Here is a 26,518-nt window from a genome sequence, read left to right on the forward strand (position 1 = left end):
GTTGCGACGCAACAACCACGGAAATACCCGACAGTGCGTAAAAACGAGGCACTGCCATGCGGGCCAGGCGTGGCTGCACGGAAACAGGTGAAGCGGCGGGGATTTACTTGACCGGCTCGACCGTGACGACCAGGGACGAGGGCGTGGTATGGATGCGGGTCGGCACGAATTGCACACCGGCATAGCGCAAGTCCTCGGGGCGGAAGCGGTAGACCGCCACATCGGCGGCGACCTTGTTCATCAGCACGTTGGCGGCGGCCGCGAGCTGGCGCTGGCGCGCCGCGTCGATGCCGTCGATGGCGAAGCGGTCCACGCGCGGCTCGGCCATCAGCACGGCGTTGCGCGCCGCATCGATGAAGGGCCGGCCGGACATGGCCAGGCTGCCGCGCCAGGCCTGGCGCGCGAAGGGCGACGAGAGCGCCGCGTCCAGGGTGACGCCGACGCGGCCGTTGCCGGCGGCCAGCGACAGTTGCGGGCGATTGAGCTCGATGTCGATCACTTCCAGCGCCCGGTTGGTGATGGGGAAGCGCCGGTCCATGCCGGCTTGCAATTTTGCCAGCGGCAATTCGATCTGGCGCGGACCGATCACGCTGGCGCAGGAAGCCAGCAAGCCAGCCAGCGCCAGCAGGGTGCAGCTGCGGAACGGGTTGTTCATGGGGCGAAGGCTAGCACGATTCGGGCGCGGCGGGCGCTTGCACGAGCGTCAGCGGCCGGCATCGGCGCCGCAGCCCTGCGCCCGCGCCAGCAGCAGCGCCCGTTCGCGCAGGTTGTTGGTCAGCGCCGCGGCCTGTTCGAACTCGGCGCGCGCCTCGTCCATCCGTCCCAGGCGCGCCAGCAAGTCGCCGCGCACGCTGGGCAGCAGATGATAGTTGCGCAGCGCGTCGCTGGCGATCAGGACGTCGACCAGTTCCAGCCCGACTGCCGGTCCGTACGCCATCCCCAGCACCACCGCGCGGTTCAGTTCCACCACCGGCGAGGGCATCAGTTGCGCCAGCGCATCGTACAGCGCGGCGATGCGCTGCCAGTCGGTCTGTTCGGGCGTGAGGGCGCGCGCGTGACAGGCGGCAATCGCCGCCTGCAGCGCATACGGCCCGTACTCGCCCAGCCGCCCGGCCCGCTCCAGCGCCGCCAGCCCGCGCCGGATCAGCAACTGGTCCCAGCGGCTGCGGTCCTGGTCGAGCAGCAACACCGGCTCGCCCTGCGCCCCCAGGCGGGCACGGGCGCGCGAGGACTGGATTTCCATCAGCGCCACCAGGCCGTGCACCTCGGGTTCGCCGGGCAATAATCCGGCCAGGATGCGGCCCAGCCGCAAGGCTTCCTCGCACAGCTTGGGCCGCATCCAGTCGCCGCCGGCGCTGGCCGAATAGCCTTCGTTGTAAATCAGGTAGATCACTTGCAGCACCGATGCCAGGCGCGCCACCAGCTGGTCGGCGCGCGGCACCTCGAACGGCACGCGCGCTTCGGCCAGGCTGCGCTTGGCGCGCACGATGCGCTGCGCCACGGTCGCTTCGGACACCAGGAAGGCATGGGCGATTTCATCGGTGCTCAGCCCGCCCAGCAGGCGCAGGGTGAGCGCCACCCGCGCCTCGGTCGACAGTACCGGATGGCAGGAAATGAAGATCAGGCGCAGCAGGTCGTCGCCGATATCGTCGTCCAGCGCGGCGTCGGGAACGGGCGCGGCATCCTGCAGCAGGGTTTCGATTTCGTAGGTGAGTTCGGCTTCCTTGTTGCGCTGCAAGGCGGCATGGCGCAAGTGGTCGAGCGCGCGGTTCCTGGCGACCGTCATCAGCCAGGCGGCCGGATTGTCGGGAATGCCCGCCTCGGGCCAGCGCTCCAGCGCGCTGACCAGGGCATCCTGCGCCAGTTCCTCGGCCAGGCCGACGTTGCGCAGCATGCGCGCCAGCGCCCCGATGATGCGCGCCGATTCGATGCGCCAGACCCCGTCGAGCACGCGCGCGGTGGCCTGTTTGCTGTCGCCGGTCCGCTCTGGCGGCATCTCCTGGCGCATGCGCTAGCGCGCGTCCGGCGCGCCGCTGGCCGGCTGGGTGCGCATGGGCTGCGCGGACCCGAGCGCATCGGTTTCGGCCGTTTCGGCTGCTTCCGCCGATTCAGCCGATTCGGCCGCTTCGGCCAGCTGGCGGATTTCCACCTCGACCGGGGGACCGTCCGGATAGGGATTGCGTTTGGCCCAGGCGATGGCGTGCGCCAGCGACGGCGCGCGGATCAGCCAGTAGCCGGCGATCATTTCCTTGATCTCGGTAAATGGGCCGTCGACCACCGTCAGCTTGCCCGAGGCCAGCCTGACGCGCGCGCCGAACGCGCTCGCGCGCAGTCCGTCGGCGCCCAGCAGCACGCCCGCGCGCGCCTCGGCCGCATTGTGGGCGTCGAGCGCGTCGAGGCGCTCGCGGGCGACCGCGGCTTCGTCTTCCAGCGCGCGGTTGGAACGCAGCAGGATGGCGAAACGCTGTCCCTCGGCATCGGGCCCGGCGGCGGCGTGGACGTCGACGCAGCCGCCCGGGCAGCCGCTCAGCCGTACCTCGACCTCGGCCGGCCCGCCATCCCCGGGCGGCCAGCGCGCCGCCCAGTCCAGCGCCGCTTCTCTGGAGGCGACGTCGATCACGGCGAAGCCGGCGATCAGTTCTTGCGTGCGGGGAAAGGGGCCGTCGAGCACGGCGGCGCGCCCATCGGCCAGCGACAGGCGCACGCCGCTGGCGCTGGGGAGGAAGTGCTCGCAGCCGTGCAGGATCCCGGCCTCGGCCATCTGGCGGGTGTAGGCGGCCAGCGCCGCGCGCGCGGCGGCCGACGGCGGCTGGCCGGCCTCGAGAGCCGGGTCGGATCGCCGCAAGAGCATGTAGCGCATGGTGTTCTCCAGGTTGGGCGCAGTGGACGGAAGGTGGGCGACGCCGTTCCCGCCCGGCCGGGCGGCCGGGCGGGAGCGGCCCGGGCCTACATCTGTGCGCGCAGGCGCTTTTCCTGCTCGCGCAATTCCGGCGTGAATTCGGCGCCGAAATCGTCGTCGTCCAGCACTTGCCGGATTTCGATCTCGGTGTCGCTTTCCATCGGATTCGGACAGCGCTTGACCCACTCGATCGCTTCTTCCTTCGACTTTACCTGAATCAGCCAGAAGCCGGCAATCAACTCCTTGGTTTCGGCAAACGGACCGTCGATCACGGTGCGCTTGCTGCCGGAGAACCGGACGCGCGCGCCGCGCGAACTCGGATGCAGGCCTTCGCCGGCGAGCATCACCCCGGCCTTGACCAGGTCTTCGTTGAATTTGCCCATTTCAGTCAGCAACTGTTCGCTGGGCATTTTTCCAGCTTCGGACTCGGCATTGGCTTTGACGATGATCATGAATTTCATGGCGGGTCTCCTCTCAGGCGCCGGGCTTGTTGCACGGTTCGGCCGCGGCGGCGGCGGCCTGCATTTCTTCCAGGCTCATGTCGCGCACATGGTGGGCGATCGACCAGCTGTGGCCGTACGGGTCCTTGACCATGGCATAGCGGTCGCCCCAGAACATGTCGTCCGGCGGCATGACGACGGTGGCGCCGGCGTCGACCGCGCGCTGGAAGGCGGCGTCGGCATCCTGCACGTACAGGTGCAGGGTGACGGGCGAGCCCTTCAGGGTCAGGGGGCCGACTGCGCCCCACTCCGGGGTTTCTTCGGCCAGCATGATGGCGGAGTCGCCGATGCGGATCATGCCGTGGATCAGCTTGCCATTCGGCGCCAGCATCTTGCCGGCATCGGTGGCGCCGAAGGCCTTGACGTAAAAATCGATGGCGGACACGGCGTCCGCGCACACGATGTGCGGGGTCACGCTGTGCATGTCCGAGGGAATGCGTTCGACGGCGGGTGTGCTCATGGCGATGTCTCCTTGCGGTTAAGGGTTTAGTCAGTCAAAGGGCGATGAAGTTCCGTGCGCCAGCGGGCGAAGCGGGTTGCGCTGCGGACCGCTGGCGTACGCTTCCCACCGTCCAGGCGCTTTCTCGAGGCCCCGCGCCTTGAGAATGTCGAGGCGGACGACGGCCGCCTGCAGCGGGTCGCTGCGGGTGATGAAGGGCGTGCCGAGCATAGCGTTTCTCCTTGAAGAGTGGGTTGCTACTACGACGACGAAGCAGCCGCCGCGACATCGACAGCCTGTTGCATTATTTTTTCAGTTTTTTTGCATGCCCGTTCACGCGCCCCGCCATGCGGCGGGATCGACCACGCCGATGGCGCGGAAAGCGGGCTTGCAGAACAGATAGCCCTGCATCAGGTCGACGCCGGCATCGCGCAAAAAGTCGCGCTCGCCCGGGGTTTCGATGCCTTCGGCCAAGACCGCGATGTCCAGGCTGGCGCAGATGCCCACGATGCCGGCCACGATGGCTTGCTTGGCGGGAATGGTATCGATATCGCGCACCAGTTGCATGTCGATCTTGATAATGTCCGGCTGGAATTCGGACAGCAGGTTCAGGCCGGCGTAACCGGCGCCGAAATCGTCGATGGCGCTGCGGAAACCGAAGCGGCGGTATTCCTCGAAGATATTCACCAGGTGCGGGCGGTCCATCACCTGTTCGCTTTCGGTGACCTCGAAGATAATCCGCTCGATCGGAAAGCCGTAGGCGCGCGCGGCGTTGAAGGTGCTGCGGATGCAGGCTTCGGGCCGGTACACGGCATTCGGCAGGAAGTTAATCGACAGCAGCTCGGCAATGCCCAGTTCGGCCGCCCCGCGAATGGCGCGCACCCGGCAAGCCTGGTCGAACATGTAGCGGTTGCTGTCGTTCACCTTGGACAGGACCGAATACGCCGATTCGCCGTTCGGCCCGCGCACCAGGGCCTCGTGCGCGTACACGGCGCGCTCGCTCAGCCGGACGATGGGCTGGTAGGCATAGTCGAAATCGAAGCCGAGTTCCTCGTTGTTCCTGCATTGCACGCAAGCGGGAACCGGCTTGACGTGGGCATCGTCGGCGGGGCAAATGGGGATCATCGGGCGGCCGGTCCTGGAAATGCGGCGAATGAATCACTATAGCAAATCAGCGGACGCATGCGCGCACCGTGCGAGCGCGCACCGCCCGCCGCGCGCCGCCCGCCGCCCGCCGGATCATGCCGCCTGCAATTGGCGGCGCGCGGCCATCAGGGCGAAGCCGAGCAGGTTCGGCCCTTCCCACTGGTTGGGGTCGTTGGAGCGGGGATCGTCCGCCGCCAGGCCGGTGCCCCAGATGCGGTCGAGCGGGCTGGCTTCCACCAGCACGTGCGCGCCGGTGCCGACGAGAAAATCGCGCAGGGCCGGCTGTTGTCCGAATTTGGCCACATTCGCGCGGCGGACGATCTCGACACGCTGCGCCAGCCAGTCGGCCTCGACGAAATTGGCCACGCCGCGGCCGAGCACCTTGGCGGCGCCGGGCGTGGGCGCGGCCAGCACCCTGGCGCGGGTCGCCTCGTCCCGGAACAGGCGCGCCTTGGCGGCCATCATGTAATGCTCGGCGGTGGGATAGCGGTCGCCGTCGAGTTCGAACGGCGCCTCGTACCACTGGCTGAAGCAGCTGCGCGTGATGGCGCCATCCTTGGGCGGGGTATGGCCCCAGAAGTGCAGGAAGGAAAACGATTCGCCCGCGTTATAGCGGCTGCGCAATTCGTCCAGGGTCTCGGGCAATGCCATCTCGATGACTTTCTGTTGGTAGGGGGTGAAGGGCGCCGGAGCGCCTATTTGCCGATGCAGAAGCGGCTGAAAATGACGCCCAGCAAATCATCCGAGGAAAACTGCCCGGTGATGCTCGACAACTGCGCCTGCGCCAGCCGCAATTCCTCGGCGAACAGGTCGAGCGACTGGTCGTTTTGCGCGGCATGTTCGCCGGCCAATGCCAGATGCCGGTGCGCCGAGCGAAGGGCGATCAGATGCCGTTCGCGCGCGAGGAACAGCGATTCGCCGGTCTGTTGCCAGCCGGCGATGCGCAGCAGTTCGGCGCGCAGCAAGTCCAAGCCCACGTGCTCATGCGCCGACAGGTAGATATTGGTCGCTTCCCCGGTCGGGTCGACCGAGGGCTTGTGGCCCGACAAGTCGATCTTGTTCCACACGCGCAGCACCGGTACGCCCGGCGGAAAGGCGGCGACGATGCCGTCGTCGGCGCGGGTCGGGCCGAGGTCGGCGTCGAGCAGGTGCAGGATCACGTCGGCCCTGGCTACTTCGCCCCAGGTGCGTTCGATGCCGATGCGCTCGACCACGTCGACGCCGTCGTCGATGGGGCGGATGCCGGCGGTGTCGATGATATTGAGCGGAATGCCTTCGATCTGGATGGTTTCGCTGACCTTGTCGCGCGTGGTGCCGGCGATCGGCGTGACGATGGCCACGTCGGCCCCGGCGAGGGCATTGAGAAGTGAAGACTTACCCACGTTGGGCTGGCCGACCAGCACCACGTTCAAGCCTTCGCGCAGCAGCGCGCCCTGGGCCGCCTGCTGGAACACGCGCTCGAGCGAGGCCACGATCACGGCCAGCTGGCCGCGCGCATCGGACTTCTCGAGGAAGTCGATTTCTTCTTCCGGGAAGTCGAGGGTGGCTTCGACCAGCATGCGCAGGCCGATGGTCTGTTCCACCAGGGTATTGATGGTCTTCGAAAACGCGCCGGACAGCGATTGCGTGGCCGACTTGGCGGCCGCTTCGGTGGAGGCGTCGATCAGGTCGGCCACGGCTTCGGCCTGGGCCAGGTCGAGCTTGTCGTTCAGGAAGGCGCGCCGCGTGAATTCGCCGGGCTCGGCCAGGCGCAGGCCGGATGCCGCGCCCGCGTCGAGCACGCGCGCGAGCAGCATCTGCAGCACCACCGGGCCGCCGTGGCCCTGCAGTTCGAGCACGTCTTCGCCGGTGTACGAGTGCGGCCCCTTGAAATACAGGGCGATGCCCTGGTCGATCACGGCGCCGTCGGCCTGGGTGAAGGGAAGATAGGTCGCGCGGCGCGGGGTCAGGGTGACGTCCGGGAACAGCGCGGCCAGCAGCGGCGCCAGCGCTTTGCCGGAGGCGCGCACGACGCCGATGCCGCCGCGGCCCGGTGCGGTGGCGATCGCGGCAATGGGGGAAGTATCGAGTTTCATAGCTGTGATTGTAGTTTAATTGCCGCAACAGGCTGGCGCCATTGTCCTTGCCGCGCGCCCATAAAAAAAGCCCGTGGCGACCACGGGCTTCTTGGCGACGGGGCGGACGCTTATTTCTTGGCTGCCGCGTCTTCGAATTTCTTGGTGATCACCCATTGCTGGCCGATCGACAAGATGTTGTTCACCACCCAGTACAGCACCAGGCCGGCCGGGAAGAAGATGAACATGACCGAGAATGCCAGCGGCATGAACAGCATCATCTTGGCCTGCATCGGATCGGCTGGCGCCGGGTTCAGCTTGGTCGTGATGTACATCGAGATCGCGTACAGCACCGGCAGGATGAAGTACGGGTCCGGTGCGGTCAGGTCGGTGATCCAGCCCACCCATGGGGCGCCGCGCATTTCGGCGGACGCCTGCAAGACCCAGTACAGGGCGATAAAGACCGGCATCTGGACCAGGATCGGCAGGCAGCCGCCCAGCGGATTGATCTTTTCGGTCTTGTACAGCTCCATGGTGGCCTGGTTCATCTTGGCCGGGTCGCCTTTGTACTTTTCGCGGATCGCCTGCATCTTCGGCGTGACCACCTTGATGCGCGCCATGCTCTTGTAGCCGGCGGCCGAGAGCGGGAAGAACAGCAGCTTGATCAGGATGGTAAAGGCGATGATGGTCCAGCCCCAGTTACCGATCACCTTGTGCAGCTGGTCCATGACCCAGAAAATCGGCTTGGCGATGATCGTCAGCATGCCGTAATCCTTGACCAGTTCCAGGCCCGGAGCGATCTTTTCCAGCTTGTTCTCGTCCTGCGGGCCGGAATACAGCCTGACCTGGTTGGCCAGGCTGGCGCCCGGGGCGATATTACCCAAAGGCATGATCGTACCGATCGCGTACAGGTTGACGCCCACTTTCTTGGTGTAGATCTCGCGCTGCATCTTGGCCGGCGGCAAGAAAGCCGACACGAAATAGTGCTGCGAAATCGCGACCCAGCCGTCGTCCGCCTGCTTGGCGTGCTCGGCCGTGCCTTTTTTCTCGATGGTTTCGAACTGCAGCTTCTGGTAGTGATCGGTCGGGGTGTACATGGTCGGACCGGTGTAGCTGGAGTTGAAGTAGGACTCGCCCTCCGGCTTGTTACCATGGTGCAGCAGCTCGACGAACAGCGAGGGGGCGACCGGGGTCGCGCCGACGTTGGCGATGTCGTGGCGCATGTCGATCAGGTAGTCGCCGCGCTTGAAGACGTAGGTCTTGGTCAGCTTGAGGCCGCCCTGCTCGGCTTCCAGCACGAGTTGCACTTCGTTGGCGCTGTCGAGCGCGCGCGGGCCCGACTTGGCGCTGAAGCCGGTGAACTGGGTCGGCACCGGCTCGCCCGGGGCGTTGCGCACCAGGCCGGTCTGGGCCACGTACGCGCCTTTCGGATTAACGTCGAACAAGACCTGGTTGCGGCTCTTGTCGTGCGCGTCCTTGAATTTGAGCAATTCCAGGCGCTTGATCACGCCACCGAGGGTATCGATGTCCACTTTCATGACATCGGTGGTGATGGTGATGATGTCGTTCTTGAACGCGGCCGGCGCGGCGGCGCCAGGCACGCCCGGCGCACCGGGCACGGCGGCGCTGCCGGCGGCGGCCGGCAAGCCGGTGGCCGGCGCGGGATTGGCGACGGTCGCGGTCTTCACCGGCGGCGCCCATGGGTAGATCGACTGTTTGCCGTTCGATACCATCCAGTCGTTCCAGAGAACCACCAGCGATACGGAAAACACGATCCACAGGATAGTACGTTTATTGATTTCCATTGAGGTATTGGTCAGGAGTGGTTGCAACCGCAAGCGGCTGTAGAAGAATTCTTCGGGTGCGCGGGCGGCACCGGATCGAATCCGCCATCATCCCACGGATGGCAGCGGCACAGGCGGCGTGCAGTCAGCAGGCTGCCGCGCGCGGCGCCGTGGGTGCGGATCGCTTCGATCGCATAATTGGAGCAGGTCGGGTAAAAGCGGCAGCGCTGTCCCAGCATCGGGGATAACAACAGCTGGTAGCCACGCAATAACCAGACGAGCAGGGAATTCATGGAGATGCCTTTAGCTCGGGCGCCGCGTGGGGCGTCGCGCCAGGCGGCGCCGCACGCGGCGCCTGCGACAGGAACAGGCGCGCGATTTCCGCGCGCAGGGTCGCCTTGAGCGCGGCGGTGGTGGCCGGGCCTTGCTTGGTATTGACCGGGCGCGCCAGGCGCACGATGCAGTCGACGGCCGGCAGCGGCGCCATGCGGAACAGCTCGCGCGTCACGCGCTTGATCGTATTGCGGGTGACGGCACGGGGCGCAAAGCGCTTGGCCACGACCACGCCGAGCCGCGCATGCGGCAAGTCGTTCGAGCGGGTGTAGAGCACGAAATGGGCCGTTTTTTGGGCGGGGCGCAAACGAAAAACGGATGAAAATTCATCCGTTTTAACGATGCGCCGAACGCGCGCGAAGTCGTGTGAACCTTCGCTAGTCATAGCCAACCGCGATCGGGCAGTAAGTGCCAGACTTATACAGCCAGGCGTTTGCGACCCTTGGCGCGGCGTGCATTGAGCACATCGCGACCGCCACGGGTAGCCATACGGGCGCGGAAGCCGTGCGTACGCTTGCGACGAACGACGGAAGGTTGGTAAGTACGTTTCATGGTGGTCTCGCTTAAAGCAAAATAAAATGCAAAATCGGGTCTGACGTCCCGTCAGTTTTCGGCGCCAATGACATTTCGCAGATGTTAAGCCAGCGTCACGCCACAGCAAAAATACTCATATTTACCCGCTAAGCCACAGCTACGAGTCGATGCGGACTGACTCATTTGCACGGAGTACGGGCGGGGAACCTTGGATTAGAACGCATTTTGCCCCGTTTTGTCAAGGATGGCGGCGCTTTGGCGGCCCGATAGCCGGATTTTCGGATGGCAATTGTGGACAGGAAAACACAGCGCGCGTTGCAGGGACCCGACGCCCGGCTTGCTTTCAAGACAACTTGATTTCCGGCCATTTCCTCTCTGCCACGTTGTCCCTGCATCGAAAATAAGCGGCGTGCCTGTGGATAACTCGGGCGGTCGCGGGTAGAATAGCGTGTTACGTGTGGCGAACCGCTCGCAAAGCATGCGCTAGCGAAGCATCATCGAACCGCCCCTCCACACCTTATTCAGACAGAAGATTCATGGAAAATTTTTGGCAGACCTGTTCCGCGCAGTTGGAACTGGAGCTGACGCCGCAACAATTCAGTGCGTGGATCAAACCGCTGGTTGCCCTCGACTACGAGGACGGCAAGTTGCGCATCGCAGCACCGAACCGCTTCAAGCTGGACTGGGTGAAGTCGCAGTTCGCCAACCGCATCACGGCCCTGGCTTCCCAGTACTGGGAAGCGCCGACCGAAGTGCAGTTCGTGCTCGACCCGCGTAACGCGCTGCCGAAAAAACCGGTGGCGCCGCATCCGGCCCCGAACGACGGCCCGCTGCCCGGCACCATCAACCCTGGTCCCGGCAATGGCAGCGGCACGGCCGACAATCTAGCCGCTCCGGAAATGTTCAACATCGGCAATTCCCCGCGCCGCGAGCAGAGCCGCGTCAATACCGACCTGACCTTCGACAGCTTCGTCACCGGTAAGGCCAACCAGCTGGCGCGCGCCGCCGCGATCCAGGTGGCCAACAATCCGGGCGTGAGCTACAACCCGCTGTTTTTCTACGGCGGCGTGGGCCTGGGTAAAACCCACCTGATCCACGCGATCGGCAACCAGGTGATGGCCGACCAGCCGGGCGCCAAGATTCGCTACATCCACGCGGAACAGTATGTACGCGACGTCGTCACCGCCTATCAGCGCAAGGGCTTCGACGACTTCAAGCATTACTACCATTCGCTGGACATGCTGCTGATCGACGATATTCAATTCTTCGGCGGCAAGAGCCGCACCCAGGAAGAGTTTTTCTACGCCTTCGAGGCGCTGATCGCCGCGAAGAAGCAGATCATCATCACCAGCGATACGTATCCAAAAGAAATTACGGGCATGGACGACCGCCTGATTTCGCGTTTCGATTCCGGCCTGACGGTGGCGATCGAGCCGCCGGAGCTCGAAATGCGGGTGGCGATCCTGCTGAAGAAAGCCCAGTCCGAAGGCGTGACGTTTTCGGACGACGTGGCGTTTTTCGTGGCCAAGCACCTGCGCTCGAACGTGCGCGAGCTCGAAGGCGCGCTGCGCAAGATCCTGGCGTACTCGCGCTTCCACGGCAAGGACATCACCATCGACGTGGTGAAGGAAGCGCTGAAGGATTTGCTGTCGGTACAGAACCGCCAGATCTCGGTGGAAAACATCCAGAAGACGGTGGCCGACTTCTTCAGCATCAAGGTGGCCGACATGTATTCCAAGCGCCGTCCCGCGAACATTGCGCGGCCGCGCCAGATCGCGATGTACCTGGCCAAGGAACTGACCCAGAAGAGCTTGCCGGAAATCGGCGAACTGTTCGGCGGACGCGACCACACCACGGTCTTGCACGCGGTGCGCAAGATCGCGCTCGACCGCACCAAGAACGCCGAATGCAACCATGAATTACACGTCCTGGAACAGACACTGAAGGGCTAAAGTTCAAATTAATGTGCGAACGGCAATTTCTGGCAAAATATAGCATTAGCAGCAAGGTTACCGTGGCCCTGTTGTTGCGTTGTCAGCCCCGGGGCAAGCCTGCTTGCCGGGGGCGGCGGGCGTGGCGGCACTGCTTACCGGGCCATACAGTACATTTCTGACAACTCTACCGAGGATTACTATGCAATTGGTCAAAACCACCCGAGATACCCTTCTCCGGCCACTGCAGATCGTGAGCGGTATTGTCGAGCGTCGGCACACTATGCCGATTCTGGCCAATATCCTCATCCGCAAGGACGGCGAAAACGTCTCGTTCCTGTCGACGGACACCGAAGTGCAGATCACGACGCACGCCAGCATCGGCTCGGGTGCCGATGTGGCCGGTACCACCGTGGCCGCGCGCAAGCTGCTCGACATCCTGCGCGCCCTGCCCGAGTCGGGCGACGTCACGATGACCCTGCTGAACAAGCGCCTGACGGTGCAGACCGGCAAATCGCGCTTCGCGCTGCAAACCCTGGCGGCGGAAGAATTTCCGACCGTCTCGGTCGCGGACACCTACAACGCCACGGTGACCCTGCCGCAAAAGACGCTCAAGCACCTGTTCAACATGGTGCACTTTTCGATGGCGCAACAGGATATCCGTTACTACCTGAACGGCCTGCTGCTGGTGCTCGACGGCCACAACGTGATCGCCGTGGCGACCGACGGCCACCGCCTGGCGTTCTGCCAGGTCGAGACCGAGCAGGAATTCACGCGCCAGGAAGTCATCATTCCGCGCAAGACCATCATCGAGCTGCAGCGCCTGCTGGAAGAAAGCGACGAAACGGTCCAGCTGGATATTTCGACTTCGCAAGTCAAGCTGACCTTCGCCGACATCGAGCTGGTCTCGAAGCTGGTGGAAGGCAAGTTCCCGGATTACACACGTGTGATTCCGAAGGGCTACAAGAACGACTTCACGATCGGCCGCGATGAGCTGCTGCGTTCGCTGCAACGCGCGGCGATCATGACCAGCGACAAGTTCAAGGGCGTACGCTGCATCATCAGCCCGGGCAGCATGAAGATCAGCTCGACCAATGCGGACCAGGAAGAAGCGGTCGAAGAACTGGAAATCGATTACGGCGGCGACAGCGTCGACATCGGTTTCAACGTGACCTACCTGCTGGACGTGTTGAACAACCTGAAGTGCGACCAGATCAACATCGCGCTGGGCGATTCGAATTCGTCGGCGCTGATTTCGATTCCGGATAACGCCGACTTCAAGTACGTCGTCATGCCGATGCGGATTTAAGCAGGAAGCAACACCGGGAACCTAAGATCCGTCGTTCCCGCGAAGGCGGGAACCCAAGTTCGTAGCGCTACCTGCGGCGCATGCAACTTGGGTTCCCGCCTGCGCGGGAACGACGGGCTAGCGGTTCCGACACTTAGCACCCGATACATCGTTTTTTGAGAAAGCAGTCCATGTCCGAGAACACACCAGCAATCCCCGCCAAGACCGAAGAATACGGAGCCGCCTCGATCCAGATCCTCGAAGGTCTGGAAGCGGTGCGCAAGCGCCCCGGCATGTATATCGGCGACACCTCGGACGGCACCGGCCTGCACCACCTGGTGTTCGAAGTGCTGGACAACTCAATCGACGAATCGCTGGCGGGTCACTGCACCGAAATCCACGTCACGATCCATTCGGACAATTCGATTTCGATCACCGATAACGGGCGCGGCGTACCGACCGGCCTCAAATTCGACGACAAGCACGAACCGAAGCGCAGCGCGGCCGAAATCGTCATGACCGAACTGCACGCCGGCGGCAAGTTCGACCAGAACTCCTACAAAGTCTCGGGCGGCCTGCACGGCGTGGGCGTATCCTGCGTCAACGGCCTGTCGAAACTGCTGAAACTGACCATCCGCCGCGACGGCAAGGTCCATTACATGGAATTCGTGCGCGGCGTGCCGCAAAACCGCGAAATCGAGATGATCGACGGCGTTGCCGTGTCCCCGATCAAGGTCATCGGCGAAACCGACAAGCGCGGCACCGACGTCCACTTCTGGGCCGACGAAGAGATTTTCACGCACGTCGAATTCCACTACGAAATCCTGGCCAAGCGGATTCGCGAACTGTCGTTCCTGAATAACGGCGTCAATATCAAACTGACCGACCAGCGCACCGGCAAGGAAGAAGTATTCGCCTTCGAAGGCGGCACGCGCGGCTTCGTCGAATACATCAACAAGGCCAAGACGGTGCTGCACCCGACCGTGTTCCAGGCCACCGGCGAGCGCCAGTCCGACCAGGGCACGAATATCAGCGTCGACGTGTCCATGCAATGGAACGACGCGTATAACGAACAGGTGCTGTGCTTCACCAATAACATCCCGCAGCGCGACGGCGGCACCCACCTGACCGGCCTGCGCGCGGCGATGACGCGTGTGATCAACAAATACATCGACGAGCACGAATTCGCCAAGAAAGCCAAGGTCGAAATCAGCGGCGACGATATGCGCGAAGGCCTGACCTGCGTACTGTCGGTCAAAGTGCCGGAGCCGAAATTCAGCTCGCAGACCAAGGACAAGCTGGTATCGAGCGAAGTGCGCGGCCCGGTCGAGGAAATCGTCGCCAAGACGCTGACCGACTACCTGATGGAAAAGCCGAACGACGCCAAGATCATCTGCGGCAAGATCGTGGAAGCGGCGCGTGCGCGCGAAGCGGCGCGCAAGGCGCGCGACCTGACCCGCCGCAAAGGCGTGATGGACGGCCTGGGCCTGTCGGCCAAGCTGGCCGACTGCCAGGAAAAAGACCCGGCCCTGTGCGAACTGTACATCGTCGAGGGTGATTCGGCAGGCGGCTCGGCAAAGCAGGGGCGCGACCGTAAATTCCAGGCCATCCTGCCGCTGCGCGGCAAGGTGCTGAACGTGGAAAAGGCGCGCTTCGAAAAGATGCTGTCGTCGGAACAGATCACGACCCTGATCGCAACGCTCGGCACCTCGATCGGACCGGACGAATTCAACGTCGACAAGCTGCGTTATCACCGCATCATCATCATGACCGATGCGGACGTCGACGGCGCCCACATCCGCACCCTGCTGCTGACCTTGTTCTACCGCCAGATGCCGCAACTGGTGGAACGCGGCCACATCTACATCGCGCAACCGCCGCTGTACAAGGTGAAGGCGGGCCGCGACGAGCGTTATCTGAAGGATGACGTGGAAGAAGCGAGCTATATGATGACGGTGGCCCTGAACAGCGCCGTCCTGACCCCGCGCGAAGGCGGCGACACGATTTCGGGCGAGCCGCTGGCGGAACTGGTACGCCAGTTCAACCTGTCGAATGCGATCATGATGCGCCTGACGCGCGTGATCGACCGCGCCGCGCTGACCGCCATCATGACCGGTGTCTCGCTCAATCTCGATACGCTGGAAAACGCCGAAGTCTCGGCGGCCGCGATGGAAAAGATGATCGACGACAAAGCCGTCAAAGTGACCGTGCGCTCGGACGACCTGAGCGAAAAACACGCGCTGCGCATCGAGCGTATGCACCACGGCAATATCCAGGTCAGTTCGATCGACGCCGACTTCGTACAGGGCGCCGATTACGCGACCCTGGCCAGTGCGGCGGCGACCTTCCAGGGCTTGATCGGCGAAGGCGCGTTTATCCGCCGCGGCGAAGGCGACCGCATGAAGGAATCGGCGGTCGACGACTTCCACCACGCGATGCAGTGGCTGCGCGACGAAGCCGAACGCACCGTGACCAAGCAGCGCTACAAAGGGCTGGGCGAGATGAATCCGGACCAGCTGTGGGAAACCACGATGGACCCGACCGTCCGCCGTTTGCTGAAGGTACAGATCGAGGACGCGATCGCGGCGGATCAGATTTTCACCACCTTGATGGGCGATGAGGTTGAGCCGCGCAGGAACTTTATCGAGTCGAATGCGCTGCGGGCGGGGAATATCGACGCGTAATCCGGCGCTCGCCAGGTACCTATCCTGGTGACAGCGACATGCTTTTTTTCAGCAGTCCAGGTTATGACTGGATTGCTGAATATTGGCTCAGATCACAAGCAGGAGTGCGTTTGCGCGTCGAGTTCGAGCTTGGGTTCAAGGACCTGTTGATATTCAACGTTACGCACCAGCTTCGGTCGTTGACGGTGCATTTGTTCTTGGCTCTTGCACCACTGCTGTTGTTTTTCTTTGCCGATGCGGATGAGCCGATTGTCGTCACGTCCCTGATGGCTGTAATGGCCTTTCTGGCCTGCTGGATCATTCAATTGATTTTCCTGGCGATCTATCTTCGTTTAGGAAACAACCAGACAATGCTGACGCGTAAAGTGATCGAACTCCGTCACGACGCGCTGTATGAAGAATCAAGGTTTGCGAAATCATTGCACTTTTGGCAATGGATGCGAAAAGCCGTGCGCAGGCACGGATACATTGTCATTTACACGACGTCGCTTACCGCGTTTGTCATCCCAAAACGCGCCTTCCATGACGAGGGCGACCACGAGAAGTTCTGGGTAGCAGTCAATCGGAAGATGGTCCTCAGTACTGAGGCGCCATGACCGCATTTTCACGCGAACATGAGATTCTCCCGTTCTTTACCGACCCGTGGATGTACCCCGGACTCCCGGTGCGGCCCAGCACGTCCTGTCGACTGGCTTTTGATGAGATGTCATTGAGGGCGGCATCGGGCCCGCGCCTGCCCTGACCTCGGCCATCGCTCCAGCATCTTTCGCTATTTCCGCAAAGCGGTTCCGATAAATCCGCAATAGCCTCCTCTCGATTCATGCTCAGGTGGGTCATTGTTGACAACCTAACGAACGTTAGTTAAAGTTGCGCCTATCGATTATTTACCGGAGTCGTAAAATGATGTTGGCTAGACAAGAAGAACGCGCCTGGACCGATTCGGGCATTACCGGCGTGCAGATCTGCCCGACCTGGAACGGCAACGATGGCGATGGCGGCTACCTTGCCAGGTTTCAGGCTGGAGCCCGCTTCCCCACCCACTCCCATCATGGATGGGAGCAGATCTTCGTGATAGCGGGCGCGATTCGCTTTAACGATGTCGAGATGCGCGCCGGAGATGTGCTGCAGGTTCAGGGAAGCGATGCGCATGAAGCTTGCGCACTGGAAGAAACGCTGCTGTTCGTCGCCCACCACGGCGGCATCGAGATGCTGGAGTAAACGCCATGCCCCCTGCGAAAAAAAGCCATTCCCCGCTCACCCGCGAAACCATTCTCGGCGCCGCGATCGGCCTGTTCCAGGAACGTGGATTCAGCGGACTTGGCATGCGGCAGATCGCCGACTGCCTGCAAATCAAAGCACCCAGCCTGTACCACCATTTCACATCGAAAGAAGACCTGGCGCGCCAGGCGCTGCAACTGTATCGGGAGGACCAGGCCGCCCGTCTGTCGGCCATCGCGGCGACCGGGCCCGCAAGCGAGCAGCTCCGGCTGTATGCCGAACTGTTCGCCGGCATGCTGGACGATGGCAGCCGTCCGTGCCTGTACCTGATGCTGGTGCGCGAACCGTCGTTCCAGGAGCAAGCCTGCATTGACGAGTTGCGCCTGTTTGTGAAGCAAAACGTCGACTGGCTGGAGGCCGTCTTGCGCAACGGCAAAGACGCGTTGCGGTTGCCAAGCGGCATACCTGAACGCGATCTCGCGGAGACCATCTTTGCCTCTTTCGAAGGCATCATGGCAGTATCCTTGATGCACAGCGCGCCGGCCGCGGCATTTCGGGAAAGGGCAAATACGGTCCTGAAGCTGGTGACGAACCCCGCACCATAAGGGCAAGCGGAACGGATTTCACGGCCTCGCCCGACTCGGACAGGCCTGATGCCCCTTCATCCTTCACCGTGTTGCATTCGCCACAGTAAAGCATCATTCATCGGGCTATAGTTACCTTTAGTTAAGTATCTATTCTATAATGCAAGTGCTATCAGCTTAGATGCCGCGCGTTTCCTGCGCATCAGACCATTTCCCCTGTCTCCGATCCCGATGTGCCGCCCAGCGGCCACGCATCGACCAATCACTGTCAACGATGAACGCCACCCTCCGCACGCTCTTCCTGCCCCTTTTCGTGACCGCGATCTCCGCCGTCGCCATTCCTTCCTTCGCCCAAAACAGCACCGAACCAGGCGCGCCTGCCGCAGCGCCTGCCGGCGCCCGTGGCTTTGTATCAAAAGGGCCCGTGCTGTTGTATGTCACCTCCACCGGGGAGGACCTGACCATGCTGCATATCGTGCGCCGCTCGCATGTAGTCGGCGGCAACATCGGGCGCGTCGCCCTGTCGGTGATCGGGGGCAGCGGACAGATGCACGGCAAGGAAAGCTATCTGGGCGACCCTGTAACAGATTCAGGCAAGCCGCAGAATCTGGTCAGCCCCCTGCTGACAGACTTGCCCAAAGCGCTCGATGAAAAAATCACTGCCGTACTGGCCGAAAATGAAGGCAGCGGTGCTACCCCGCGCAAAAATGCGATGGTCATCACGCCGCTCGGCTGGCATTTGCTGTATCACGAGCTCATGGCCGATCAGGCGCACGAGGAAGAATATGTGCTGCGTTTCTCGGCCCGAATCAGCAAACGCCCCGAAGGCGCGACCGACACCTTCTTCCGCAAAGTGCCGGATACCGTGCGCAACTGCACGTATGTCTCCACGCCGCGCACGCTGAGCGCGTGGAAGGCAAACGACTACGACGCCGTCGCCACCCTGCAAAAAGTGGCAACCCAGACCTGCCTCGACCAGCTGACGCCGGAACTGCCCGCCTTCCTGGGCCTCGATACCGGCGCCAAAATCAAATCGGCCAAACTCAATTGCCAGACCGAGATGAACCTGTGCGTTGCCGAAGCCGATACCACGGCCGATCCCAAGGCCGCCAAAGTCGAATGCAAGGTGGAATACAAGCAGTGCGTCAGCGAGGATGTCCAGCCGCTGGTCGACAGCACCCCGCTGGGCGCCTGCAAGGCCACCTACGCCAGCTGCAAAACCGCCGTCAAGGAGAAAGCCCAGGCCACCAATCCAGGCATCAAGCCGGAAAAGTCGGAATTCCTGCCGTGCGCGAACGCATACCGCGCCTGCGTCAAAACCGTCAAGGAAGCACGCTAAGCGGCCAGGCGCGCTCATCCGAGCGCACCGGCACAGCAAAACCAGGCCGCGCGCCTGGTTTTTGCATTCAGGAGCAGGAGCGCCATCGCGCATTTGCGCCATCAAATGATTTATACTGCCGCGCAGCATAAATTCAGGCCGTTCGCAGATTCAGGCCTTATACAGCATACAATCCCGGTTCCGGCCCTGCGGCTCGCTAGCCCGGCCAACCACATCAGTCCGACATACAGCCGGCATACTCAGGAGTAATTGATGATCGACTCGTCGCCGAATTCGCATCACCCGTCCCCGGACAACAACCCGCCTTCTTTCCTGCGCCGTATTCCGATCGCTTTCGGCGCCTTTTTCGGCGCGCTGTCGGATGCCGGCTTCGCCGGCCGCATCGAACGCGTGCGTGATGGCATGCCCGCGCCAACTCCCGCGCCAGTCGCTCCGGCCGCAGCGCCAGCACCAGCGCCTGCGCCTGTGCCAAAACCAATCGCCCCGACGCCGGACACCGCCCTGCAGCTGCTGTCCCTGCTCCAGCGCGATGCCCGCCTGATCGACTTTACCCAGGAAAACCTGAGCGGCTTTTCGGACGCCGACATCGGCGCCGCCGCGCGGGTGGTCCACGAAGGCTGCGCCAAGGTGCTGCGCGAACACTTCACCATCGTCCCCGTGCGCGACGAAGCCGAAGGCAGCCGCGTCACCCTGAACGACGGTTTCGACGCCCGCGCCGTACGCCTGACCGGCAACGTGGTCGGCAAGGCCCCGTTCAACGGCAGCATCAGCCATCGCGGCTGGCGCGCGGCCGAGGTGCGCCTGCCCACCCTGGCCGCCGGCCACGACGCCACCGTGCTGGCCCAGGCGGAGGTGGAACTGTGAGCAACGCCTGCTTCTCGATCGGCATCGATCTCGGCACCACCCACTGCGCCCTGGCCTATGTCGACCTGACCGCCAGCGATGGCGAAAAGACCTCCCACGGCGTGCTCGAGATTCCGCAACTGGTCGACGCCGGCGCGGTCGGCAACGGCCACCTGCTGCCCTCCTTCCTGTACATGCCGCACGGCGACGAATTGCCGCCCGGCGCCCTCAACCTGCCATGGACCAGCGGCCAGGACTACGCCGTCGGCGAATTCGCCCGCGCGCGCGGCGCCCAGACCCCGATCCGCCTGGTGTCGAGCGCCAAGAGCTGGCTGTGCCATCCCGGCGTGGACCGCCGCGCCCCCATCCTGCCGAGCGACGCGCCGCCGGAAGTGACAAAGCTGTCGCCGCTGGAAGCGTCCACCCGCTACCTGGCGCACCTGCGCAACGCCTGGGATGCTGCCCATCCGGAAGCGCCGTTCGACGAGCAGGACATCACCGTCACCATTCCGGCCTCGTTCGACCCGGCCGCGCGCGAGCTGACGGTGGAAGCGGCCAAGGCCGCCGGCTACGTCAACCTGACCCTGCTGGAAGAGCCGCAGGCGGCACTCTACAACTGGATCCAGAACAGCGGCGGGCGCTGGCGCAAGGATGCCAAGCCGGGCGACATCATCCTCGTCATCGACGTCGGCGGCGGCACCAGCGACTTTTCGCTGGTCACCGTGCTCGAGCGCGACGGCAACCTGGAACTGCACCGCATCGCCGTCGGCGACCATATCCTGCTCGGCGGCGACAATATGGACCTGGCGCTGGCCCACCTGGTGGCGCGCAAGGTCGCGGCCACCGGCACCCAGCTGGACGCCTGGCAAATGCGGGCGCTGGCCTATGCTTGCCGCGCCGCCAAGGAAAACCTGCTCAGCGACGCCAACCTCGCCACCCAGCCGATCGTCGTGCCGAGCCGCGGCTCCAAACTGATCGGCGGTTCGATCCGCACCGAGCTGACCCAGGACGAAGTGCGCGCCACCATCCTCGAAGGCTTCTTCCCGCAGGTGGAAGCGGCGGCGCGCCCGGTCAGCCGTCCGCGCGGCGGCCTCGTGCAGCTGGGCTTGCCCTACGCGCAGGATGCCGGCGTGACCCGCCACCTGGCCGCCCTGCTGGGCCGCCAGGCCAATGCCACGGCCGAGCTGGAAGGCTTCGCCGGCACCACCAGCGAGGGCGCCAGCTTCCTGCACCCGACCGCCGTGCTGTTCAACGGCGGCGTGTTCAAGTCGGACGTGCTGGCCGAACGCACGCTGACCACCCTCAACGACTGGCTGGCCGGCGAAGGCGCGCAACCCGCGCGCATGCTCACCGGCGCCGACCTCGACCTGGCCGTGGCGCGCGGCGCCGCCTACTACGGCTACGTGCGTCGCGGCAAGGGCATCCGCATTCGCGGCGGCACCGCGCGTGCCTACTATGTGGCGATCGAATCGTCGATGCCGGCCGTGCCCGGTTTCGAACCGCCGATCCAGCTGCTGTGCGTGGCACCGTTCGGCATGGAAGAAGGCATCGAAGCCCAGCTCAAGACCCAGCAGTTCGGCCTGGTGGTCGGACACGCGATCACCCTGCGCTTCTTCGGCTCGTCGGTACGGCGCCAGGACCGCCTGGGCGACCTGCTCGACTTCTGGCATCCGGACGAGATGCAGGAAGTCGGCGAAATCCAGGCCACCCTGCCCGCCGAAGGCCGCCAGGCCGGCGACGTGGTCGCGGTGACCCTGGCCGCCGTTGCCACCGATACCGGCACCCTGGAACTGGTGGCGCAAGCCGTCCAGGGCGAGGAGCGCTGGAAGGTGGAGTTCGACGTGCGCGGCAACAACTAGGGCAGGACGTGGCGCGCCAGTACATCGTCGGCATCGACCTCGGGACCACCAATACCGTGGTGGCGTATGCGCCTGTCGATGGGCCTGAGGGGCGCGCCGCGATTACCCTGTTCGAAATCGAGCAACTGGTGGCGCCGGGGCAAGTGGCCGCCCTGCCGCTGCTGCCCTCGGTACGCTACCACCCGCTTGACGCCGAATTGCCGGCGGCCGATACGCGCTTGCCGTGGCAGCAGGATGCTGCGCAAACCCAGCCGGTGGTCTTCGGCCAGCTGGCGCGCCGTCTCGGTGCGCAAGTGCCGGGACGCCTGGTGGCCAGCGCCAAGAGCTGGCTGTCGCACACGGCGGTCGACCGCCTGGCGCCGATCCTGCCGTGGGGCGCCGCACCCGAGGTGGCCAAGGTGTCGCCGGTCGATGCCAGCGCCAGCTACCTGGCTTACCTGCGGGCGGCGTGGAACAGCAGGTTTCCCGCCAGTCCGCTGGAACAGCAGGACCTGGTGCTGACAGTCCCGGCCTCCTTCGACGAAGGCGCGCGCGCACTCACCCTGAGCGCGGCGCGCCAGGCCGGGCTGCCCCGGCTGCGCCTGCTGGAAGAACCGCAAGCCGTCTTCTACGACTGGCTGTTCCGCCACCGCGGCGAGCTGGCCGGCGAACTGGCGCAGACGCGCATGGTGCTGGTGTGCGACGTCGGCGGCGGCACCACCGACCTGAGCCTCATCAAGGTCGACCTGCACGATGGCCAGCCGCAGCTGACGCGCATCGGCGTGGGCAACCACGTGATGCTCGGCGGCGACAATATGGACCTGGCGCTGGCCCATGTGACCGAGGCAAAAATGGCGCAGATGGCGGGCCCGGACCAGGCTCGGCCGCAACTATCGTCGAGCGCCCTGTCGCAACTGATGGAACGCTGCCGCGCCGCCAAGGAACAATTGCTGGCGGCCGACGCACCGGACCAGGCGCAGGTGACACTGCTCGGTTCCGGGTCGCGCATGATCGGCGGCATGCGTTCGGTGGCGCTGACGAAAGAAGAAGTCGGCAGTATCATCGTCGACGGTTTTTTCCCGCTGGCGGCGGCAACCGACCGCGTGCAGCAGGCGCGCGCCGGCATCGTCGAGTTCGGCTTGCCGTACGCGCGCGACGCGGCCGTCACCCGCCACATCGCCGATTTCTTGCGGCAGCATGCCAGCGCCCTGCAAGCGGCGCAGGACGACGGCTCGGCCATGCCCGACACCCTGCTGCTCAACGGCGGGGTGTTCCGCGCCGCCGCGCTGGTGGAACGCTTGCAGGAAACCCTGGGCCACTGGCGCGGCGCGCCCTTGCGCCTGCTGCACAACGACAATCCGGACGTGGCCGTGGCCCGTGGCGCGGTGGCGTATGCCCTGGCGCTGCAAGGCGAGGCGCCGCGCATCGACGCCGGCGCGGCGCGCAGCTATTTTCTCGTGCTGGACGAGGCCGAGGCCAAAAAAGGACCGAAGCGCGGCATCTGCATCCTGCCGCGCGGCAGCGAAACCGGGCGCGAAATCCTGCTCGACGGCCGCACCTTCGCCCTGCGACTGGGACAGCCGGTGCGCTTCCATGTGATGAGCTCGAACGCCGACGGCGCCGATGCCCCGCCCGCGCCGGGCGAGCTGGTCGACCTCGACGATCCGAAATACGTGCGCCTGCCGCCGATCGCAACCGTGCTGAAAGGCGCCAGGTCCGCAGGCAACAAGCAGGAAACCGCGGTGCAGCTGGCGACCGCGCTGACCGAAGTCGGCACCTTGGAAATGCACTGCGTCAACCTCACCGATGCGAGCCAGCGCTGGCTGCTGGAATTCGACCTGCGCCACGACAACGCCGCCGGCGAAAACGACAGGGCGGAAGGGGCGCCATCGCCGCAACTGACGGCCGCGCTCGAGAAGATCGACCGCATCTTCGGCAAGAAAGGGCAGCAGGTCACGGCGAAAGAGGTCAAGCAACTGCGCGCGCAGCTGGAACAACTGCTGGGCGAGCGCGAGCAATGGCCGACGTCGCTGCTGCGCCAGCTGTTCGACGCCCTGTGGCAACGCGCGCGCGGCCGGCAGCGCTCGGCCGAGCATGAACGCGTCTGGCTGAACCTGGCCGGCTATTGCCTGCGCCCGGGCTTCGGCCATGCGCTCGACGACTGGCGCCTGGAGCAATTGTGGACCCTGTTCGAATCCGGCGTGCGCCATGCCGACGACAAGCAGGCGCGCGCCGAATGGTGGACCCTGTGGCGCCGCGTCGCGGGCGGTCTGGGCGCGACCGAACAGCTGCGCCTGCTCGACGATTTCGCCTTCAACCTGCAGACGAACAAGGAAGGCGGCGAGGCCAGCGCTACCGTCGTGGCGGGCAGCGACGAGGACATGCTGCGCCTGGGCGCCTCGCTCGAACGGATTCCGGTCGACTACAAGGCCGAGATCGGCGGCTGGCTGCTCGAGCGCATACAGGCGGCGCCGGCCGTGACAGCAAAGGACAACGCCAGCGCCAGCCGCTACCTGTGGGCGCTGGGCCGCATCGGCGCGCGCCAGCCCTTCCACGGCAGCACGCACGACGTGGTGCCGACCGAGGTGGTGGAAGGCTGGCTCGACGCCATCCTGGCGCTCGACTGGAAAAAGGTCGAGTCGGCCGCCTTTGCCGCCGTGCACCTGGCGCGCATGACCGACGACCGCGCGCGCGACCTGCCGCCGGCACTGCGCGAACGCATCGTCCAGCGCCTGCTGGCGATCAACGCGCCGCCGGCCACCATCACCATGGTGCAGCAGGTGGTGCAGCTGGACCAGGCCACCGAGCGCTGGATCCTGGGCGAATCGCTGCCGCCGGGCTTGAAGCTGATCGCCTGACGCTGATTCTCTTATGCAAAAAGAAATTGAACACCTGGTACACTGGCTGCGTTCCCTTATCGAGCGTGCCCAACCGTCCAGATGCCAGTTTCTTCTCCGCCCGAGGCGTCGACCAAGAGTTCGGATTGGACCGACGCGGAACTGGCCGCCTCGGTGCGCGCCTACGTGGCGATGCTGCGCCGCGAGCTGGCTGGCGAGTCCATCAATAAAGCGGAAGTGAACCGGCAATTGCGCGAGACGGCGCTGGCCGGGCGCACCAAGTCCGCTGTCGAATTTCGCATGCAAAATATTTCCTCCACCTTGTTCGATTTGCGCCTGCCGCACATTGCCGGTTACCGGCCTGCACGCAACGTCGGCAGCAGCGTTAAGTTGCGCATCGAACAGATGCTGGAAGCGAACGGCCTGGAAACGCTGACGATGTTCCAGCGCACCGCCGACGAACGCGAACTGGCGCACAAGGTCACGGCACTGCTGCGTCAACCCGGCACCGGCAGCGTGCCGCTTGGCTCGGCCGCGCCCGCGCAAGTGCTGACGCAGTCGCTGCGCTATGTGCGCGATCCTGCGGTCAAGGCCTGGGTGCTCAAGGTCGCCGACGGCATCTGCGAAGGCTGCGACATGCCGGCGCCGTTCATGGGCACCGATGGCTTTCCCTACCTGGAAGTGCACCACGTCATGCCGCTGGCCAGCCACGGTTCGGATACAACCTCGAACAGCGCCGCCCTGTGCCCGAATTGCCATCGGCGTTGCCATTTGTCCCTGGACCGCGACGAATTCCGCCTGATGCTGTACGAAAAAATCCGCCGCCTCGTGCTTGAAGTGCCGGAATCCATCCTGCTCGATAACGCCGAGTTCATCGACGAGCGCGACGATGCGTAAAGCGACACCGCACGCATCAAATCATGCAGCGCGACATCTTTTTCCGGCTTGCGCTACAGTAAGCTCCCTTTTGTCATTTTAGAAACATCCCACATGCGCGCCGCCCGATTGCCCCTCCTTCTTACTACCCTTTTTATTTCCACTGGCATTGCCCAGGCGGGCGAGCTGGAGCAGCAAATGCTGCGCTGCTCCGTGCTTGGCGACCCGAGCGCGCGGCTGGGATGTTTCGACACGCTGACCAAGGCCGCGACGGCCGAGACGGTCGCCGGCAACCCGACGCCGGACCCGACCGTGGCCGCCGACCCGGCCAAGCGCGCGGCAGCCGCCGCCGAGCCGGCCAAGCCGATCCCGGCTGTCGCATCGGCTACCCCGGCGCCGCCGGAAACGCCGATTTCGCGCCTGGAGCAATTGTGGGAGCTGAGCGACGCCTCGCGCCGCGGCACCTTTGCCGTGCGTCCCCACCGCGAGAACTACCTGCTGGTGGCCAACTACAGCACCTCGTCGAACGACGCGCCCTACCGCGACTTCACTCCGTCCGGCCTGAAAACCAAGCGCGTCGAACTGACCTATCAGCTCAGCCTGAAAATGAAGGCGGCCGAGAAAGTCGCCGGCTTGCCGGTCGATATCTGGCTCGGCTATACCCAGCAGAGCTTCTGGCAGGCGTACAACCGTTCGCAATCGAGCCCCTTCCGCGAAACCAACTACCAGCCGGAAGTCATGGCGGTGGTGCCGATCAATAAATCGTTCGGCGGGATGAACCTGCGCTTCGTCAATTTCGGCCTGATTCACCAGTCGAACGGCCAGACCTCGACCCTGTCGCGCAGCTGGAACCGGATGTACACCGAATTCGGCGTCGATAACGGCAATTTCGCCCTCACCGCGCGCCTGTGGCGCCGCCTGGATAACGCCAAGTCCAACAACGATAATCCGGACATCACCGACTACCTGGCGCGCGGCGACGTGCGCGCCAGTTATCGCAAGGATGGCTATGAATATTCGATCATGGCGCGCCGGAATATGTCGACCGACCACGGCGCGATCCAGGCCGCGATCGCGTATCCGCTGGCGACCAACCTGAAAGGCTATGTGCAGGTGTTTTCGGGTTACGGACAGAGCCTGATCGACTATAACTACTCGCAGCGTTCGGTGGGCGCCGGCTTTACCGTCGATTTCTGATCCGCCTTCTGGCGTCAGTATAAAAAACGGCCTCGAAAGAGGCCGTTTTCACGTTGACCGCCGCCGCCTGGCTCTGTCATTCTCGGCCTCGGCGGGCCCCTTGGCGGAAAATCCAAGTTTGTCGCTAGGCGGGCATGGCTTGGATTCCCGCCTGCGCGGGAAGTCATTTCTGCCGATGGCGGGAATGACGGTGC

General features: G+C 64.2%; 25 protein-coding genes. 12 read left to right on the plus strand and 13 right to left on the minus strand.

The genetic code is table 11. The features are described 5' to 3' along the window. Positions 1–103 precede the first annotated feature (103 nt). The 13 genes from EJB06_RS14155 to rpmH all read right to left on the minus strand — a co-directional run bounded on the left by EJB06_RS14155 (position 104) and on the right by rpmH (position 9,707). Positions 104–655 (minus strand): DUF1439 domain-containing protein, encoded by a 552-nt coding sequence (locus tag EJB06_RS14155; RefSeq protein WP_126074691.1) that lies wholly within the window; start codon positions 653–655, stop codon positions 104–106. 48 nt (positions 656–703) lie between these two features. Next, the gene (locus EJB06_RS14160; RefSeq protein WP_126074969.1) at positions 704–1,996 is read right to left on the minus strand and encodes an RNA polymerase sigma factor; all 1,293 of its coding nucleotides are present in this window, start codon (positions 1,994–1,996) and stop codon (positions 704–706) included. Between the two features lie 15 nt (positions 1,997–2,011). Next, positions 2,012–2,860, minus strand: a complete 849-nt coding sequence (locus EJB06_RS14165; RefSeq protein WP_126074692.1) for a YciI family protein — start codon at positions 2,858–2,860, stop codon at positions 2,012–2,014. Positions 2,861–2,946: 86 nt separating this feature from the next. Further along, entirely contained in the window at positions 2,947–3,360 is a 414-nt protein-coding gene (locus EJB06_RS14170; protein WP_126074693.1) for a YciI family protein, read from the minus strand. A 13-nt stretch (positions 3,361–3,373) separates the two neighbouring features. Next, positions 3,374–3,859, minus strand: coding sequence for a VOC family protein (locus EJB06_RS14175; protein ID WP_126074694.1), 486 nt, complete (start codon positions 3,857–3,859; stop codon positions 3,374–3,376). Between the two features lie 30 nt (positions 3,860–3,889). Continuing rightward, a complete protein-coding gene (locus tag EJB06_RS14180) occupies positions 3,890–4,069 on the minus strand; it encodes a hypothetical protein (protein WP_126074695.1) in 180 nt (59 codons plus the stop codon). A gap of 102 nt (positions 4,070–4,171) precedes the next feature. After that, a complete protein-coding gene (locus EJB06_RS14185; protein ID WP_126074696.1) occupies positions 4,172–4,963 on the minus strand; it encodes an EAL domain-containing protein in 792 nt (263 codons plus the stop codon). 114 nt (positions 4,964–5,077) lie between these two features. Next, positions 5,078–5,635, minus strand: a complete 558-nt coding sequence (gene ybiA / locus EJB06_RS14190) for a riboflavin biosynthesis intermediates N-glycosidase (protein WP_126074697.1) — start codon at positions 5,633–5,635, stop codon at positions 5,078–5,080. A gap of 44 nt (positions 5,636–5,679) precedes the next feature. Continuing rightward, on the minus strand, positions 5,680–7,059 hold the full coding sequence (gene mnmE, locus EJB06_RS14195) for a tRNA uridine-5-carboxymethylaminomethyl(34) synthesis GTPase MnmE (RefSeq protein WP_126074698.1): 1,380 nt from the start codon (positions 7,057–7,059) through the stop codon (positions 5,680–5,682). Positions 7,060–7,169: 110 nt separating this feature from the next. Further along, complete coding sequence (yidC, locus tag EJB06_RS14200) at positions 7,170–8,843, minus strand: membrane protein insertase YidC (RefSeq protein WP_126074699.1); 1,674 nt, start codon at positions 8,841–8,843, stop codon at positions 7,170–7,172. A gap of 11 nt (positions 8,844–8,854) precedes the next feature. Next, positions 8,855–9,115, minus strand: coding sequence for a membrane protein insertion efficiency factor YidD (gene yidD / locus EJB06_RS14205; RefSeq protein ID WP_126074700.1), 261 nt, complete (start codon positions 9,113–9,115; stop codon positions 8,855–8,857). Continuing rightward, positions 9,112–9,540, minus strand: a complete 429-nt coding sequence (gene rnpA, locus EJB06_RS14210; protein WP_126074701.1) for a ribonuclease P protein component — start codon at positions 9,538–9,540, stop codon at positions 9,112–9,114. Before rnpA ends, yidD begins: the two co-directional genes overlap by 4 nt. Before the next feature lie 32 nt (positions 9,541–9,572). Further along, positions 9,573–9,707 (minus strand): 50S ribosomal protein L34, encoded by a 135-nt coding sequence (gene rpmH / locus EJB06_RS14215; RefSeq protein WP_010401996.1) that lies wholly within the window; start codon positions 9,705–9,707, stop codon positions 9,573–9,575. A 518-nt stretch (positions 9,708–10,225) separates the two neighbouring features. On the opposite strand from rpmH, the gene dnaA reads away from it, so the two are divergent. From dnaA to EJB06_RS14275, 12 genes are all read left to right on the plus strand, one after another. Continuing rightward, positions 10,226–11,641, plus strand: coding sequence for a chromosomal replication initiator protein DnaA (gene dnaA / locus EJB06_RS14220; RefSeq protein ID WP_126074702.1), 1,416 nt, complete (start codon positions 10,226–10,228; stop codon positions 11,639–11,641). Positions 11,642–11,822: 181 nt separating this feature from the next. After that, positions 11,823–12,929 (plus strand): DNA polymerase III subunit beta, encoded by a 1,107-nt coding sequence (gene dnaN, locus EJB06_RS14225; protein WP_126074703.1) that lies wholly within the window; start codon positions 11,823–11,825, stop codon positions 12,927–12,929. A 170-nt stretch (positions 12,930–13,099) separates the two neighbouring features. Beyond that, the gene (gene gyrB / locus EJB06_RS14230; protein ID WP_126074704.1) at positions 13,100–15,592 is read left to right on the plus strand and encodes a DNA topoisomerase (ATP-hydrolyzing) subunit B; all 2,493 of its coding nucleotides are present in this window, start codon (positions 13,100–13,102) and stop codon (positions 15,590–15,592) included. Positions 15,593–15,630: 38 nt separating this feature from the next. Continuing rightward, positions 15,631–16,188: a YcxB family protein gene (locus tag EJB06_RS14235; RefSeq protein ID WP_126074705.1), complete on the plus strand. Its 558-nt coding sequence runs from the start codon at positions 15,631–15,633 to the stop codon at positions 16,186–16,188. A gap of 304 nt (positions 16,189–16,492) precedes the next feature. After that, positions 16,493–16,810, plus strand: a complete 318-nt coding sequence (locus tag EJB06_RS14240) for a cupin domain-containing protein (RefSeq protein WP_126074706.1) — start codon at positions 16,493–16,495, stop codon at positions 16,808–16,810. A gap of 5 nt (positions 16,811–16,815) precedes the next feature. Beyond that, entirely contained in the window at positions 16,816–17,415 is a 600-nt protein-coding gene (locus EJB06_RS14245; protein WP_126074707.1) for a TetR/AcrR family transcriptional regulator, read from the plus strand. A 160-nt stretch (positions 17,416–17,575) separates the two neighbouring features. Further along, the gene (locus EJB06_RS14250; protein ID WP_126074708.1) at positions 17,576–18,733 is read left to right on the plus strand and encodes a hypothetical protein; all 1,158 of its coding nucleotides are present in this window, start codon (positions 17,576–17,578) and stop codon (positions 18,731–18,733) included. Between the two features lie 252 nt (positions 18,734–18,985). Continuing rightward, entirely contained in the window at positions 18,986–19,597 is a 612-nt protein-coding gene (locus EJB06_RS14255) for a DUF2760 domain-containing protein (RefSeq protein ID WP_126074709.1), read from the plus strand. Next, positions 19,594–21,435 (plus strand): Hsp70 family protein, encoded by a 1,842-nt coding sequence (locus EJB06_RS14260; RefSeq protein WP_126074710.1) that lies wholly within the window; start codon positions 19,594–19,596, stop codon positions 21,433–21,435. The genes EJB06_RS14255 and EJB06_RS14260 overlap by 4 nt, the downstream gene beginning before the upstream one ends. An 8-nt stretch (positions 21,436–21,443) precedes the next feature. Further along, a complete protein-coding gene (locus EJB06_RS14265; protein ID WP_126074711.1) occupies positions 21,444–24,272 on the plus strand; it encodes an Hsp70 family protein in 2,829 nt (942 codons plus the stop codon). A gap of 81 nt (positions 24,273–24,353) precedes the next feature. Further along, a complete protein-coding gene (locus tag EJB06_RS14270; protein ID WP_126074712.1) occupies positions 24,354–25,148 on the plus strand; it encodes an HNH endonuclease in 795 nt (264 codons plus the stop codon). Between the two features lie 177 nt (positions 25,149–25,325). Beyond that, a complete protein-coding gene (locus EJB06_RS14275) occupies positions 25,326–26,324 on the plus strand; it encodes a phospholipase A (RefSeq protein WP_229427084.1) in 999 nt (332 codons plus the stop codon). Positions 26,325–26,518: the final 194 nt, after the last annotated feature.

The organism is Massilia atriviolacea (assembly GCF_003953935.1).
Taxonomy (GTDB): Bacteria; Pseudomonadota; Gammaproteobacteria; order Burkholderiales; family Burkholderiaceae_D; genus Telluria_A; species Telluria_A atriviolacea.